Origin of the sequence: Mucilaginibacter sp. UYCu711 (assembly GCF_050433825.1) — a bacterium.
Taxonomy (GTDB): domain Bacteria; phylum Bacteroidota; class Bacteroidia; order Sphingobacteriales; family Sphingobacteriaceae; genus Mucilaginibacter.
Map to the genome: position 1 here is coordinate 114,907 of NZ_JBNPWM010000009.1, position 16,254 is coordinate 131,160.

A 16,254-nucleotide genomic window follows, 5' to 3' on the forward strand; every position below is an offset into this window, starting at 1 on the left:
TACAGGCATCACTGGTGAAAGGATTCCAGGAATACAGTAACCTAAAAAGCTTGAAGGAAACACAACTGCCGCCGCCGGTAGTCAAAGTTTATCCTATTGTCAAAATGCCTGAGCCGGAAGTAAAACCGGAACCGATAGCTGAAGCACCAGTAGAACCTGCGCTGAAACCCGCACCGCCGCAGATTGCAGCTACTTATTTTAATAATCATATTTCTTTACGATACCCCGCCAATAATATATTTGACCTTTGGTGTACCTTACTGGATGTACAGGTTTGCCAGTTGATGCAGGTGCCACAGGCTTTTAGCAATGAAAACGAGATCAAAAACTTGCTGGGAAGGCTTTTTCAATTAGATGACCAGAAACAAATTTGGGTGGTAAGCAATAGCACACATTTTTATCAAACGGCACCGGGCTATCAAAATCTGTTATGCCTTTTGATGCACGCTACTTATAAGCTGAATACAACTTACCTGAAAGTACCGCAGATGAAATACTGCGAGTTGCTTAAATCCAACTTCTCTCCCTTTGATACCTACGAATCAGTTGGTGACATTCAGTGGATAATCTGCGAGGCTTGACCAAGCGATTCCGTAGGATGTAAAGCATCGATTTGTGTAATCCTTAGAAAATGGCAATTAGTAGTCAATGAATTGATATGGTAAAAGTGTCGCGGAACCAATTGTTCGCTATTCCGGAACGAGGTGATCAATGGTTCCGGAATATCAAGATATACCTCTAATACATATGATTCAGTTAATTTCAATACCGTTCATTATGGGGATACTTTTCATAAATTTTCCAGGCGTGTTAATCGTTTAACAAATATCATCCTTTTTTTTGCACTTTTCTAACAGTATTACCATCTCTTTTGTATGTTATTATATATTCTAAATAGAGACTATACAATACATAATTGTGATGGGACGCCAACCAATTGGATAGCAATTTTAATTTGTACACACCTAAGGAAGAATCCTGCAAAAAACCTTTGCTCTATAATTGCCTAGCTTCTTACCAAACAACTTTGAAGTAACGAGATTCGATATCATTTCGGTAAGACCCTATCAGCCATTTTAACAAGCATTATTTAAGCCAAAATGGATTTTAACACGATCCTTGGGTTGTCGATTTGAGCGGATTTTATTTTCTCCGAAAAGAGTTGCAATGCCTACTGGCAACACCTTGAAATAATTAAAAATTCTATTCGAAAAGACATCTAAACTCCAAAAACCAATCAATAATCAATGCAAGCCCGGTTGACCTTCACACCATTCTTCAGTGTTCTTTAATTTCATGCCATGGGAGTGTACAAGGGGCTTAATTTGCACTGCTGCTAGCTACATCTGCCCCGAAATAAAATCAACTGCTATTAGCTAGAGAATCGTCAGCATGCGTCTTAAGTTTCCAGTTTACTTGGCTTTAGCTGAAATTTTAGATCAATTTTACCAAAAAATAAGCAGTAACTTATGACCATATTTGACATGTACCCAGCAATGAAGACGAATAATTATAAATATCATTTTAATAGGCAAGGTTTATAAATTTTAGCTAGCTAGGGTTATTCATTAAAAAGGATATTTTGGCTAATAATTCAAATTAATAAGGAAATTATACCTATTTTATTTAATATTATAAATATTTTTGTTTTAGTTAAAACATTTACTATTGAAATAGCGTATTTATCTTTAATAAAACGTTATTGCTTTAAATTACGCAATATTAATTGCTGAAATAATATTCAAGATTTCTTAGGAAAATACAAACCACTTAATTATCAATTACGTATTTAATAACGATGCCTTTATCAGCGAGTAATCAATCAGACCTTTAAATTAATATGAAAAATGTAAAGAATATTTTTAGTGAGTACAAAGTATTCTGCGGAGAATTAAGTGGCGTCGATTTTAGCCGGAAAACAGTTGTTAACACTATTAATCAATATTCTTTTTGTATTGCCGAGCAAGACTCAAATTTTAAAAATGCTTTGATAAGTTCTGATATTCTTTTACCAGATGGAATTGGTATCGTTGTAGCAATAAAATCCACTTTGGGAACGAGTTTGAAAAAAATATCGGGTACTGATTTGCATAATTACCTTATAAATGAACTAAATAAAAACTCGGGTTCTTGCTTTTATTTAGGATCATCAAAAAACACACTGGAAAAAATTAGTAACCGAATCAAATCGGAGCTTCCAAATATTAAAGTTAACTACTTCTCCCCCCCTTTTAAAGATGATTTTTCAAAAGAAGAAAATGAGGAAATGGTTCAAAAAATAAATGAAAGTAACCCCGACGTATTATTTGTCGGAATGACCGCACCTAAACAGGAAAAGTGGGTTAATGAGCATAAATACCAGGTTAATGCAAAGATAGTATGTTCAATTGGGGCTGTCTTCGACTTCTACGCTGGAACGGTAAAGCGTCCCAAAGAAGTGTGGATTAATTTAGGTTTAGAATGGTTTATTAGGCTTTGTAAAGAGCCAAAACGTATGTGGAAACGATACATGTACTACGGCCCAATCTTTATGTATAAAGTGGTTAAAGAAATAGCGAAAAATGATTTCATAACTATAACTACTGATAATCATGATTAAAAATAGGTAATATAATCATAAAAAGAAATTACGATTTTGATGCTGTCACGGCGCGGGTGAGCATCAGTGATTTATCAATAAGCCAATTCAAACATTTAATTTTATTGCTTAAATGATTATTGGTTAGCTTTACTTCTGCCAACTCAATCATAGTTTTCGAATATTTTAATTTTGCATTCTGAATTTGCCTACCCAAGGCTCTTCCACAATATATGGCATTAATAACGTTATAGCAATTACACTGCAGTGGCAGGGTTATTATAGATTATATAGTAAAAGAGTTCTAGCGACCTCCTAATTGTGTTTAGAGTTATATAATTTAAAGCAAACACCGGAATATTTATTGAGATTATTCAAATATTTAATAAAAGACTCCGCTTTGAATGCGATTCAAAATTATTGAAAAAAAATTTATAAAATTGTAACCTTATTTCATAGCCAACGTAAAAACGTTCATAGATTTGATTTATGATTAGCTATATTATGTTTAAGGCGATACTACGCTCAGCACTGATTACTTCAATTATAGTCTTAATTGGATTTGGATTATGGCATTACACCATTGTTACGTTCATAGCACTTTTTTTCACTTGGCTGTCTTTTATGTTTTACACTGACCCACCAGAAGATTGGGATATATAAAACGGCCTATACTTTGATTGGCGTCAATTTTTTTAAATATTGATTATTTACTAAGATGGGATTATAATTTTTATAAAAAACGTTGATCAAATACTTATAAGTACCGTTCCGGAAAAAGTTCGAAGTTTAAATATTTTTTATTAGAATCTGATAAATAGTGCTTGATTAATAAATGGTGATAAATGGAAATTTTTTTTATACATTTATTTCTACTTAAACTGAACGCTGCCTACCGAAACGCTTTAATTTCAATTCAACTAAATACATTAAAATGAATAAGGGCTCAATTTATTACAACGTGCCCGGAGTGATACCGACTTACTACACTTCCATACTGAACTAAAATTTTCCGATGTAGAATAGGGTAGCTAAGTAAAAATTACTAGAATACTGATGTTATATTGTAGACCTAATCCTTCTAAATAAGATAAATGAGGTTATAATAATTAAGAAAAAATATAATTGAAATGAATGTTTCCAAATAGCATTTTTGTGTTCAACGTAGAGTCGATAAAGATCTGATGATGTTTTGGATATTTAGATTTTGAATGGTTGTTAAATTGTGTCTTAACCCTACAAATATGGCGGCGATCCGCGGAAAATATTTTTTTTATTGAAGAAAATGTTAAAAGATATAATAAAAAATTTCTAGGCAACAAATTAATTTATGTTTTTAATTTATATTGTTCCTTTTAACGGCCTTGTCATAAATATTTAATAACTCATAGAGATTTTTGTCAGGAGCGTAATTTTCGATATAATTATTAAGTGCATTGTTTTGATATCCCAATTTCTCTATTGGGGTTAAACGGTCATAGTAGTCTATTTTTTGTTGTAGATCGACTTCATCACCAGGTGTAAAATGCAAACCGCTATATTTTTCTACTATTGTGTATTCTAACTGACCAAGATTCGATGCAATTACAGGTGTACTTGAGGCAAAGGCTTCGATAATTACCATCCCGAAGGTCTCAAACCAAAGTGAAGGAAATATTAAAGCAATGGCCCTAGATAACAATTCGTTAGCTGTATCTTTATCCACATGCCCTAAAAAAGTTATATTATTATAATTTAAGGCATGTGCTTCCACTTCTTTGCTTAATGGCCCAGTGCCAGCTATTATTAACTTAAGTCCATTATTTGCAAACGCTTTCAATAACGTCAATATCCCTTTCTCCTCAGTAAGCCTACCTAAATATAGATAATAGTCGGCCTTCTCAGTCTTAATTTTTGCGGGATAACAAAAGTTTGGTTTAATCATAATATTGGCTACGAGGTCCTTGTATTTTGAATCCAAAAATATTTTTTTGGTGTGTTCACCCAAAGCTATAAACTTTGCAGCATTTTGCCATGTGCCGAGTTTTTGATGTAACCACATAGAGCAGCTGACCCAAAATGTAAGTACTTTCGAGTTTAGGTACACGCCCTTTAGTACGGCTTTCCAAGAAAACGATTTTTTCACTGATTCGAAAAAGAAATTACCGTTATGAAACAACGTTGCTGAAGGGCACAATAAACGGTAGTTATGTAGAGTGATAACAAAAGGAACTTTCTTTTTTTTTAGTGCATACACTATCGAAGGTGAACCGGCAAAATGTAGATTATGTATATGCACTACATCTGGTTTAAAATTGGCAATTGTTTTTACAGTCTTATTGTATGATTTGTAATTGAAGAAAAGTTGTAGCACCTTGAATAAGGTCTTGCCGGTATTTGAAAATTTTAATAATTCTACGTTTTCACCATTTGATTTTAATAATTCCATTTCGTTCGCAACAACAACATCTTCTCCACCCTGTAATTTATAAGTCGTATGAATTATTAGTATTTTCATGAGATAATTTTTAGATGCCCTGTTGTGCTTTTTTTGTAAGATTAGCAAACTTAATAAACTCATTAGTCAATTTCCTGGTAACTAAAGTCGGCAGGGCGAAAGTCTTTTTAATCTGTTTTTCAAGATTTGGTACAATCAAATCAGCTTCGCAAAATTTGAATACTCTTTTGTTACTTTTATCAATATTAGTTTTTAAAAAATCCACACCGAAGTTGTTAGTTGACTCGTCATCAAATCCAATATTTTTTGTCTTTGACACAGTGGGATAAATAACTTTTAATCGATTTTCGGCTATATGAACCTGAAGCTGCACATCCCAAGTAGAGATTTTTCCGCTAATTTGCTTCTTGATCATTCTGCCCAAATCATATCCTTCAGCATTTAAACGCTTCATAAAATTTGGAGAGGTGTCTATTAAACGTTGTAGCTCACGTTCATTCCATATTACGTTTGTAAATCTGCTTGACCAACTGGCCCAGCCGGACGAGCAAAAACGTTTATAGACAATAGTGTCATAAATGTAGTTTTTTGCTTTTATAGGCGTGACGAAGCCCGTGACGCAAAAGATCGCCTTTTTTTCTTTATAAAAATCTAATGCGTCCAATAAAAACCTGATGTAATTAGATGATGCAACGACATCATCTTCTATGACTATAAATCTTTCATAATTCGTCGTTAAAAATTCAAGGCCTTTCATAAAGTTCGGGCCAGTACTCAAATTCTCGCGCCTATATTTTTTTATAAGGCTTTTAAATCCGATGATAGAGTTGATGTATTCACGGGTTTCTAAAACGCCTTGTTTATCGTGGTTACTCTTATATCCATCACTAAAAAAAACAATATCCATATCACTACATTCTGGATTTGTAAGTAACGACTCAACAACTTCTTTCAATTTATTTGCCCTTTTGTAGCAAAAAACGGCTATTATAATCTTTTCCACAATTTTTTACAATTTAAGAAATCTACTTTAATTTGTCCCATATTACGGGAAATAATGTTTTGGCCCATAATTTAACAAAAGCGGTGGGTAAGTGTGACGGGAAATGCTGCTTTATAAAATATAGATATTCATTATATGCCAGTCCTTTGGGACTCTTGAGATATTTGATCCTATCGACTAATGTTGTATCGGCAGATTTCCAATTATTCCCGTGATCATCAGTACAAAAACCAACAATGCCAGGTATAACTATAATCTTGTAACCTGCTTTTCTTGCTCTTAAAGTATAGTCGAGATCGGCTATACTATGGGTATATTTTTGAGAAAGAATTCCAATTTCTGTCACTACCTGCTCAGGTACCAGCATAATATTTGCATTGGCCATGTCACATTCTAAGTACTCCGTGTCACTGTAAAATGTATGGTATTTAATGCTTTTTTTATTATACAATTTTTGCCCGCCATATGAAATTTGACCGCTAATTCTATCTTTAGTGGTACCTATACAAATGGCACGTTTTTGAGCTGTATTTTCTTTATTAAATCGTAAAAGCTCACTAATAGCATCATGATTTAAAATTGTATCGTCGTTTAGCAGCAAATAATAATCCGGCTTAAATTTTAAAGCTTCATTCCACGTATTACGCATGCCACCGGCCCAGAAGAGTGAACCGCTACCTTCAAATAAATTCACCACTGGAAATTGTTTCCTTATCATATTAGGCGTTCCATCGGTAGAGTTATCGTCGGTCAAAAAAACGTCGAAAGTAATATCAGTACCTAATTCTTGGGCAAAAAGACTATTTAAGCAGCTTAAGGTTTTCTCTTTGCGGTTGAACGTTGCCAAAAGTACACTGATTTTTATCATGACGAATGCAGTTAAAATTTATTTAAAATATCTTTTTACCCTCTTCAAAGATGCGCGGTAATAACTTACAAAATAATATTTGATTTTTTTTCCAAACGTCAATTTGGGTACACCCAATTTTTCTTGTATTTTATTTAAATAATCATCTAGTGGTAAATTCAAGCCATAATTTTCCTTTTCGATAAATAAATTATACAAATCTGCCAGTCCATAGGTCTTTTCAGATGGAAGATGCCACAATATCAAATTCGGATCAGTCAGTTCCACATTTCTGTAGAATACAGGATTGGTCCAGATGCGTTTCATCAAGGTGCGGCTAGGGTTTGCAAAAAAGTTATTTTTATAATAAATGTAACTTAGGGTTTGCGCCTCTTCGTTAAACTTCGGCAAACCAACCGCAAACCTCCTTTTCAATTCAGGCCAAAGTTTCACAAAATCATTAAAAATAGTCCTTATGTTTATAACACTAGCCAATAAAAATTCGCCTAAATGATAACCCGGTATTTCATTGATAGTTTTATTTAGCAAATCTTCATAAAGCACCTTCATTTCCTTACATGATAGGCCATGTATTACTAAATCGGTGGAACAATCGTCTTCGAATGACATAAAACCAGTAACTTCAGCTAAATTAAACAATTTAGCTGCCGGTCTAAGAAAGATACAATCCGAGTCTACAACCAGATATTTGTCGGTACCGTTCTTATTATGTTTAACGATATATTCGAGTATGGAAAACTCATAAAACTGGTTTTGAAACAGCTCAAAGTAGCCTTTAGGGGTTTTATATTTGAAATCAGTATAAATAATTTCAACTTGTAGGTCCTCAAAGATTTTAGCCACTTCTTTTCCATCAACTTCCGGCAACCGCTTCACGTTGGTAAAGAATACATGTCGCTCGTTTTTATTAAATCGTCTACTGGTAACAAAAAATAAAATCGCGCATCTCCAGTATATATTTTGATGTTTTTGACTGGAAGATTTTTGGCCGGTTTGAGGAAAAATACTTTCCTCACCTTCTTTATCGGCACAAAACCAAGTGCATATGTAATTCATTTAATTAGTTTTTGAAAATTTTATATTTTTCCTTGATTATGACTTGTTATTCCCAACTTAAGTAATTTCTAACTCTTTTACCTCAGCAGCATCGACTATATCCTCATCTTTCTCAAGGTAATATAGACATAAACCTACATGACCCCAAAAAATTAAAGGCAATACATAGCTAAAGGAAAAAATAAGGCCAGATGTACAAAATGAAATCAAAACAACTGCTTCCTGATTTAGCTTTTTACTAAAAGCCTTAAATGCCAAGTAAATCAAAATCCAATATTTTAAAACAATGCCTGCTACCCCATGATAAAAAAGCATTTCTATATATCCCTCATGAAAATGCTGGCCGGATTTCGGCGGCCACCAATCTACCAATGGATTTGGCATGTCAAATCCATCGAACGTCCAACCAAAAACCGGCCTTTGCAAAAAAAGTTTAAAATATGCCTCGCGTTGTTGCGCACGGAAGTGCCCAGTTCCACCTTCCCGGTTAGGATCTAAAATTTCACTAAATCTATCAGTAAAGGTGCTAATAACATTTGGTGCTATGCTTGATAATACAAGAATTGTAATGATAAACGCAATCAAAGTTAATATAATGAGGTTAATTGCCTTAGGCAGATGCAGAACATTGTTCCGCACGCCCATAAACATAAAAATCAACGTAGCAAATATGGTGCTTGCCCAAACAGAGCGATGCTGATGTACTAAAATTACTGTCAGGCAAAATAAAAAAACAAGTAAATATTTTATTTTAAAAGATCTCAGCATTTTACTTAACGACCATAAAAACGGAATTATGATCATAAATATAGATCGCGCATGAATAATTCTGGTATCGCCAGAAAATGGCCCGTAATCTTTCATTTCAACGCTATTCAAACTAAAGTTAAAGCCGCGCCCGTATATAACCATTACTAATACATACACTCCAAGATAAAACTTGGCAATAAAATCTAATAAATCAAGCTCAAGCGTGCGGCAAATTACTTTTATGTAAATAGCGAAAACGACCGGAAATAAAATCGTAAATAACGTAAATTGTTGAAATAAAGTTCCGAATTTGAATACAGATTCTAGGATCAGCCTTAACATTACAAATAAAAATGCTCCGATATAAATCTTCTCATTTCGCTTTAAATCCATGAAATGATAAAGTACAGTACCTAAAATGACCAAACTCATTAACTTCTCAATAGCAAGAAGTATGGTTGAAATTGGCAAAACCAACCAGGAAAAAATATTTTCCATCATTAAATACGAAAAAAATATCACGAGAAACTCTCTAACGTAAAACTGATAGCCGAATATTTTAATTACGCGGTTCATTTAATTATTTATTGCCCTTTGTAAACGATTTAAAGTATTTTACAACCCGATTTTTAATTTTTGGAAAAATGTGTGATAACTGTATAATATCTAATAAAAAATTGAGCCTTTTTGCTCTGACATCATTCCGGTCGTCAACCCACAATATTTTCTTTTCACCATGTAAATACATGCTTTGTAAAATGTTTTCCTTTTCAGGAATGATCTCTCGGTATATCTCAGCTTTTTTGTCTACCAACTCTTTATTGATATATCCTAAATGTTTTAGCCTAAAATGTGTATTCCTCTTTAGGCCGTTTATCCCTTTAACGTTTGGTGAATCAATAATCAAATTCTCAAAATATCCTGATCGGTTTTCGCGCCACATAATGCGATCGTGACCTGACGAGTAATTTAAACGGTACCATGAGCCGGCAAAATATTGCCGATCTATAAAATGAAACCTCCTAAAAGCATATTTATTCACAAGTTTACTCGCCATTAATATATCAAAATCAGATCTTGTTAATCCAGATTCAAAAATTTCGTCCACATCTACCCAAATACACCAATCTGGATTACGCTTTCTAACGTGTTCATATAATAAATTTTTGTCTCGGCCTTCGTTGTAACCTACGGTTTCAATAAGATCTACTACTTTAGGATGGGCACTCAGCCTCATAACGGTAGCATCCGTTGAACCATTATCTAAAACAACTATTTCATCTACTAATTTTTCATAACATGATAACCATTCTTCTACAAAAAACATCCCGTCCTTAACGCGTAGCATCATTACTAACTTTGCCATTTAATAAAATTTATATCACATTTGATTAAATTACTTTTGGCTTCCGCTTTACAATTTTTAAAACGTCCGCCCGTAAGACTTTATCGACAGTTAAAACAGTTAATACAAAACACAATGCCAATATCCCACCGTTTAACAATAATTTAATAAAATAACTATTCTGTACTATTACAGCATTGAAAAGTTGTTTGCATCCTGAACCTACTAAGAATATAATCGGCACTATGATAATCCATAAGCTTAATATATTTTTTATCAATCTTGTTTTGAAATAACCTAATTTATATAGCCTTAAAGAAAATAAAGAAAAGTCAATACAAATATTGCCAATCAGCATTATTGATAATACACCCACTATACCGTAATACTTAGCTGAAAAATAATACATAGAGCCGATAATTGAACCTTTTAAAATATTGATAAGGCTAGTCATTTTAATATCACCAAGCGCGTAGCACATGTTTGACATAAAATACCCAATTAAGGCAAAAAATAAATTGCAAATTAAAAGATAAATAATTGTATCGCCGGCATATTTGCTCGTCCCTGTCCAAGCACCAATAAGATTGTAATAATTAAAATAAAATTCAAATACTACGAAAAGTGCAGCGTAAGAATAATATTTAAACTGAGAGTTTATCAATGTTAATATTCCATGGCTGTCCCCTTTTCCAACTGCGTAAGAAATTAATGGCATTAGCGCAACCGAATGCCTACCAACAAGGGCCTGAGCTTGTTGTAACGGCCTTTTGTTAACTTCAAGAATGGTTATCATTGCCGGAGATATGAATCGGGCAAGAAATATAGTGTCCATGCTGGCAGATAGTCCCCCAATAATATTTGACATAGATGTAAACGAAAATACACGAATGAAACCCTTGAAATGATGCCATTGGAATATAAAAATTAAACCTTCATGCCTTAAGGCATATTTTACAGCTATAAAATTGTACACATTAATAAATAAACCCCGGCACAAATTTGCAAATGCGATTGAAATTATCCCGTAGCCTAATAACAATAGTATTATGTTCGCAAATAAAAACAAAATATTAGCTAATATAGCACTGATCGCTACCTGGGTAACATTATGGAGGCCTTGATTTATGCCTGAGACACCGAATGATACGAGAGAAAGCCCAGTTGACAGAATAGCGATAAAAAGTGCTATTTGCAAATGTGGGTACTTAGTAACGTCTTTATCTATAATTGTTCCAATCAGCGAATAAAATACAACTCCTGCAATTATTGCTAAAACCAAAATAAAACCGCAGGCAATAAATCCCGACCCAATAGTTTTACTTATTTCATCTTTCAAACCTCGCCCTCTCAACTCCGCAATTTTTTGTTGAAGAATTTCGCCAATTCCAGGATCAATCAACGTCATTAAAGAAAGTATACTGTTTACGCCTAACCAAACCCCCAAAGTGTCTTTATCAATCCATTTAAGATAAAATGGAAGTAAAATTAGTCCTCCAATAATATTGGTAATTACATAACCATATTGAAAAACAAAATTCCATTTCAATACTTTTTTATCTATAATAGAAAGAGTCATTTTAAATTTAATATGAAAGGTAAATCATTTTTGAGTTAGCCTTAACTGATCAATCATGTCCAACACTACTACATCCACTTTAATGTCAAATTTTCTTGCGAATAAAGAATCCGAAATTTTAAGAGTTTCAAGATCGTTCCTATCTAAAATTTCAGGATGTGCGATAAACTCATTTTCCCATTTCATAAGCATTTTATTGTCATTAAATATTTTTGAAATTATTTGGGTATCATCTGCATTCAAGATAATTGTGTGAAAAAATAATTCATCCGGCGCAAATGTATATTTATGGAAAGTAATATACTCCGGGTGTTCGCTAATATAATTTAAGATATAATTTAAGGAATAACTGTCAATAGTCCACCACTGCGATCCATGGTAATGCTTCAATTCTGTCTTTATGGTTCTTTGCAAACACTTGATAAAGAGTGCTAAAAAGTTGACAATACGAGCAATAAATTTTAAAAAACGAGAAAATCCAAAAAAATATTTGTCAATCCGGTATAAACCTCCATTTGAAGACCATTTTTTGTAATCAGGAATTGAAAAGTGGTCGAGAAAAATGCTGTAGTCAGAATATTGGTAAAAGTCGTTTATGTATTCGTTACTTTTAATAGGATAATCCTGTCCACTTAATAATATAATTCTGTCAAACTTAACCGGCTGTTGTTTAATTAAAGCCATGGCGTTTAAGGTTGCTTGAACTAATTCAAATCTCCCCCAATTACTATTAATGCTTTCGACAGGGGATACTTTAACGTAACTATTTAACCCTATATCAGAAATTTTTATACCTGATTTTAAATCCAAATGTAAAAAAAAATGTGATAAGCCATCTTCCAAACTTTCAATCAATCTTTTTATTTGGACGGCATTTTTGTGTGCCAAGATTATATAAGCTTTAGTCACGTATGCTAATTACTTATACTATTAGATAAATCGATCATGGGATTAGATATCTGTGCGTCTATTATCTTGCTTATTTTCATAAACATTATTATAGCCGTAACCATATCCATAACTAGAGAAGTTACGTAATGAAACATCATTGAACACAATAGCTGCATTTTTTAAATTGTTGTAAATATTATTTTTATCTAATTTCTCAACTGCACTTTTCGGCGTGTAAGCGTGACGAATAATGTATAAAGTAGCGTCACATAATGGGGAAATAATATAAGCATCGGATATTGGCCCTACCGGTGCAACATCAACAATTATGAAGTCAAATTCTTGATCTAGGTAATTAAGCAATTCTTTGGTCTTGCTACTGGTTATTAATTCTGAGGGATTATCAGGAATATTACCCGCGGAAATAAAATACAAAGACTGGTTAACTGATGTTTGTTTTATGATCGCATCGAATTCTTCTTGTCCTATTAAATATTCAGCAACTCCACTACCCTTTTGTAAACCTAGTTTTGTATGAAGCGTAGGATTATTCAAGTCAAAATCTACCAAAACAACTTTTTTTCCAGTTAAAGCGAGACTCATAGCCAAGTTAATCGCAACGAAACTTTTTCCTTCGCCTGATATTCCTGAGGTAATCAATATTTTCTTTTTTTCATTTCCAACTCCTAAATAGTTTAAGGTTGTCCTAAGCCTTCTAAATTGTTCAGCAATCAAAGTTCTTTGATTATTATTAATTACTATTGACTGTTTTTTTTGCCCTTCGGTAATTTCGCCAATTACCGGTAATTGTGTTAAATTTTCAATTTCCGAGTAATACATGATATTAGGCCTCAATGATTCTTTAGCCGTTACAAACCCTAAACCCAAAATAAAAAAAACTAACAACGAGCCGAGATAAATTATTTTTCCTTTAGGACTAACTGGCAATTCGGATGATTCGGGCAGATCGATAACTTTACTGTTTGAGGCGTTAGATATGAAGGACAATGCCGTTTGCTCTTTTTTTTGTTGTAAAAATGTATATATATCGCTTTTTAAACTCAATTCGCGATTAATATCAACCAATTTCTTTTCACTTTCAGGCATAGTTTGAATTTGAGCTGAATAGGTTTGGTTCGTTCTTAAAATATTTTTTTTGCTACTTTCCAAAATATTTTTTTGATTTTGCAAATTTTCAAGTATTTGAGGTCTGATTTTTGCAATTTGGTCCTTATAACTTAGCACTAAAGGATTATTTTCTCCAGCTGTTTTTTTCATACCCTCATACTCCAACTGCAATTCGTAAATATTTTTCACCATCTGGGTTAACCCCGGGTCATTTACGCCAACAGTTGAGGGAACTATTCCATTAGAAAGATTTTTTGATCTTACATATTTTTCTATTTGGTTTAAAACAGATAGTTGCACACTGATCTCACTTGTTTTCTGATCGTTACTACTAACATTTTCTAAATAGAGCTGGCCTTGACGGCCGATATCAACAGCGCTATGATTTGCTTTGTAAGCTTGTTGCTGATTTTCAATTTTGGCCATCTGACTTTCTATAGAATCTAAGCCTTCACTAATAAACTTTTTCGTTTTTGCAGCTAAATTATTTTTTTCGTCCTCTATAGCTACATTGTAGAAATTTATAATTCCTGACAAAATATCTTCTCCGCGAACCTGATTTTCATCCTTAAGTTCAAGGTCAATAATAGTAGATAGCTTATTAGTAACTGTAACATTCAAATTCGAAGATATCGCCTGTTCAATTTTTTGAGGCGCAATTAGATTAAAATAAAAAACAGGTTTTAATTCATTAACGGTATCGGTAAAATGATGATTTTTCTCAAACTTTAAGTCCCCATAGGGCGTTATAACTAATTTATTAAGCGGATATTTCTTTTGGTCAATAATCACGCTTTTCCCATCAAAATAAAATTTAATTTTATTTGATCTTTTGGTGCCATGCGTGTCATTAGATTTTATAACAATAGGAGATGAGGTGTAAGCCAACCTATCCCTAAGTTTTCCCACTTGGTAAATTGGTGCATATAAACCCAAATCGTTTACAACCTGCCTTATTAGATCACGAGACTTTATCACTTCCACTTCGTTGTCGACGCTTCTTTTAGGAGAAATAACATCAAGCGATTCCATGGATTTAGAATCCTGATTGTCCTTTTTGTCATCTCTGATTAACAATCTAGAGGTAGTTTGATAAAGAGGAGTAGTAAATTGAAGGTACAGCCACGTACCGGAAATAGAAATCAGTGCTAAACATAAAAAAAGTGGCCAGTAAGGTATTAATTTGAATAAATACTCCGTTACTCGAACGGGTTCGTTTTCTTTTACTGGTTTTCTTATTAATTTCATTTTACCCTTTCGTTTCAATTACTTTCTTAATGCCGCCTCAACAATTATAGCAATAAGCGACAAAGCGCTTAGAACTATTGGCAAAGTTTGTGCACCTTTACTGGAGCCAGCTACCTTAGCATTATTAGATTGCACGTAAACAATATCGTTAGATTTTAAATAGTAATATTGCGATTGGAAAAGTTCGCTAGAATTTAAATCTAAATGTTTTATTTTTTTCTCACCATTTTCCTCCCGAATTATGGTAATATTATCTTTACGGCCATAAATAGTAATGTCACCAGCTAGGCCTAAAGCTTCCAATAAGGAGATTTTTTCATTTGGAACAGTTAGCACAGTTGGATGATTCACCTCGCCTAAAATACTTACTTTAAAGTTTAGTTGACGTACAGCTACTATAGGGTCAATCAACAACTTTTTATTGGTAAGTTGTTGTGTAATATATATCCTTAGTTGGTTTGTCGTTAAACCAGCAGCTTTAATATCACCAAGAACTGGAAATTGTATAAATCCTTCTTTGTTAATTAAATAGCCTGGAGATTGTATAGTAGAACCCGTAGATGTAGCTGAAGTGACTGAAGTAAAATTTGGAGTATTAAAAATTGTAGTAGCAGCCATGTTAGCACTACTTATTGCAATGCTTAAAATGTCATTAGATTGGAGTTCAGTTAGTGGCGAATTGTTGTTACTTGTTATTATTCCGTCCTTTTGATCTGCGAAATAAATCGTCTTTCTTACATCCGCACAAGAAAAAAAGAAAAAAGTTAAGATTAAGAAAAATGATGATTTATATCTGGTCCGCATGTTAAATTGATTTAAATTGATTTTCTACTCGTTAACTTTTATTTCCACCCTTCTATTTTTTTGCCTTCCGGCAGCTGTTCTATTTGTTGCAACAGGTTGTGTGCTACCAAAAGGCGTAGCCACTATTTTGTCAGAATCTACGCCTTTTTTTATCAAATAGTTTTTCACAGCGTTAGCTCTTTTTTCAGATAAAACCCAATTACCTTTGTAGGTGCCGATTGAATCAGCAAAACCCCTTAATGCAACTGCGGACTTATTTTTTATTAAAATTTGGGCCAACTGATCTAATTTGGTTGTATAAGCATTTCTAACCGAAGCCTTAGCAAAATCGTATTCTATGTTTTTTGATAGTTCAGCCAGAGAATATTTAATAGTTACGTTCAATTTTTCCTTGTAAATCTTACCTGTTTTATTTAAATGCACTTTGTTAACAGGTTTTGCCTTAGCAATTACACTAGTAGTGGTAATTATTAATGCCAATCCCATTGCCATTAATATTGATAATTCTTTTTTCATCGTTTCGTTTTGAGTTACTATTTATAATATACCGATACTAATTGATAATGT

Annotated in this window: 13 protein-coding genes; 2 read left to right on the forward strand and 11 right to left on the reverse strand. The window is 33.1% G+C overall.

Annotated elements, in window-relative coordinates:
• The first annotated feature begins 14 nt into the window (after positions 1-14).
• On the forward strand, positions 15-581 hold the full coding sequence (locus tag ABIB50_RS18940) for a hypothetical protein (protein WP_429382286.1): 567 nt from the start codon (positions 15-17) through the stop codon (positions 579-581).
• Between the two features lie 1,259 nt (positions 582-1,840).
• Entirely contained in the window at positions 1,841-2,599 is a 759-nt protein-coding gene (locus ABIB50_RS18945) for a WecB/TagA/CpsF family glycosyltransferase (RefSeq protein ID WP_429382288.1), read from the forward strand.
• A gap of 1,315 nt (positions 2,600-3,914) precedes the next feature.
• On the opposite strand, the gene ABIB50_RS18950 is transcribed toward ABIB50_RS18945, so the two are convergent.
• The 11 genes from ABIB50_RS18950 to ABIB50_RS19000 all read right to left on the reverse strand — a co-directional run bounded on the left by ABIB50_RS18950 (position 3,915) and on the right by ABIB50_RS19000 (position 16,203).
• Positions 3,915-5,075: a glycosyltransferase gene (locus tag ABIB50_RS18950; protein WP_429382290.1), complete on the reverse strand. Its 1,161-nt coding sequence runs from the start codon at positions 5,073-5,075 to the stop codon at positions 3,915-3,917.
• A gap of 10 nt (positions 5,076-5,085) precedes the next feature.
• Complete coding sequence (locus ABIB50_RS18955; protein WP_429382292.1) at positions 5,086-6,018, reverse strand: hypothetical protein; 933 nt, start codon at positions 6,016-6,018, stop codon at positions 5,086-5,088.
• A gap of 22 nt (positions 6,019-6,040) precedes the next feature.
• Entirely contained in the window at positions 6,041-6,886 is an 846-nt protein-coding gene (locus ABIB50_RS18960; protein WP_429382294.1) for a glycosyltransferase family 2 protein, read from the reverse strand.
• 18 nt (positions 6,887-6,904) lie between these two features.
• Positions 6,905-7,942, reverse strand: a complete 1,038-nt coding sequence (locus tag ABIB50_RS18965) for a hypothetical protein (RefSeq protein ID WP_429382296.1) — start codon at positions 7,940-7,942, stop codon at positions 6,905-6,907.
• 57 nt (positions 7,943-7,999) lie between these two features.
• A complete protein-coding gene (locus ABIB50_RS18970) occupies positions 8,000-9,193 on the reverse strand; it encodes an O-antigen ligase family protein (RefSeq protein WP_429382298.1) in 1,194 nt (397 codons plus the stop codon).
• A gap of 79 nt (positions 9,194-9,272) precedes the next feature.
• Positions 9,273-10,058, reverse strand: coding sequence for a glycosyltransferase family 2 protein (locus ABIB50_RS18975; RefSeq protein ID WP_429382300.1), 786 nt, complete (start codon positions 10,056-10,058; stop codon positions 9,273-9,275).
• A gap of 25 nt (positions 10,059-10,083) precedes the next feature.
• Positions 10,084-11,616, reverse strand: a complete 1,533-nt coding sequence (locus tag ABIB50_RS18980; RefSeq protein ID WP_429382302.1) for a lipopolysaccharide biosynthesis protein — start codon at positions 11,614-11,616, stop codon at positions 10,084-10,086.
• Between the two features lie 24 nt (positions 11,617-11,640).
• Complete coding sequence (locus tag ABIB50_RS18985) at positions 11,641-12,504, reverse strand: beta-1,6-N-acetylglucosaminyltransferase (RefSeq protein ID WP_429382304.1); 864 nt, start codon at positions 12,502-12,504, stop codon at positions 11,641-11,643.
• 63 nt (positions 12,505-12,567) lie between these two features.
• A complete protein-coding gene (locus ABIB50_RS18990; RefSeq protein ID WP_429382306.1) occupies positions 12,568-14,883 on the reverse strand; it encodes a GumC family protein in 2,316 nt (771 codons plus the stop codon).
• Positions 14,884-14,901: 18 nt separating this feature from the next.
• A complete protein-coding gene (locus ABIB50_RS18995; RefSeq protein WP_429382308.1) occupies positions 14,902-15,687 on the reverse strand; it encodes a polysaccharide biosynthesis/export family protein in 786 nt (261 codons plus the stop codon).
• A 24-nt stretch (positions 15,688-15,711) separates the two neighbouring features.
• The gene (locus ABIB50_RS19000) at positions 15,712-16,203 is read right to left on the reverse strand and encodes an OmpA family protein (protein WP_429382310.1); all 492 of its coding nucleotides are present in this window, start codon (positions 16,201-16,203) and stop codon (positions 15,712-15,714) included.
• Between the last annotated feature and the right edge of the window lie 51 nt (positions 16,204-16,254).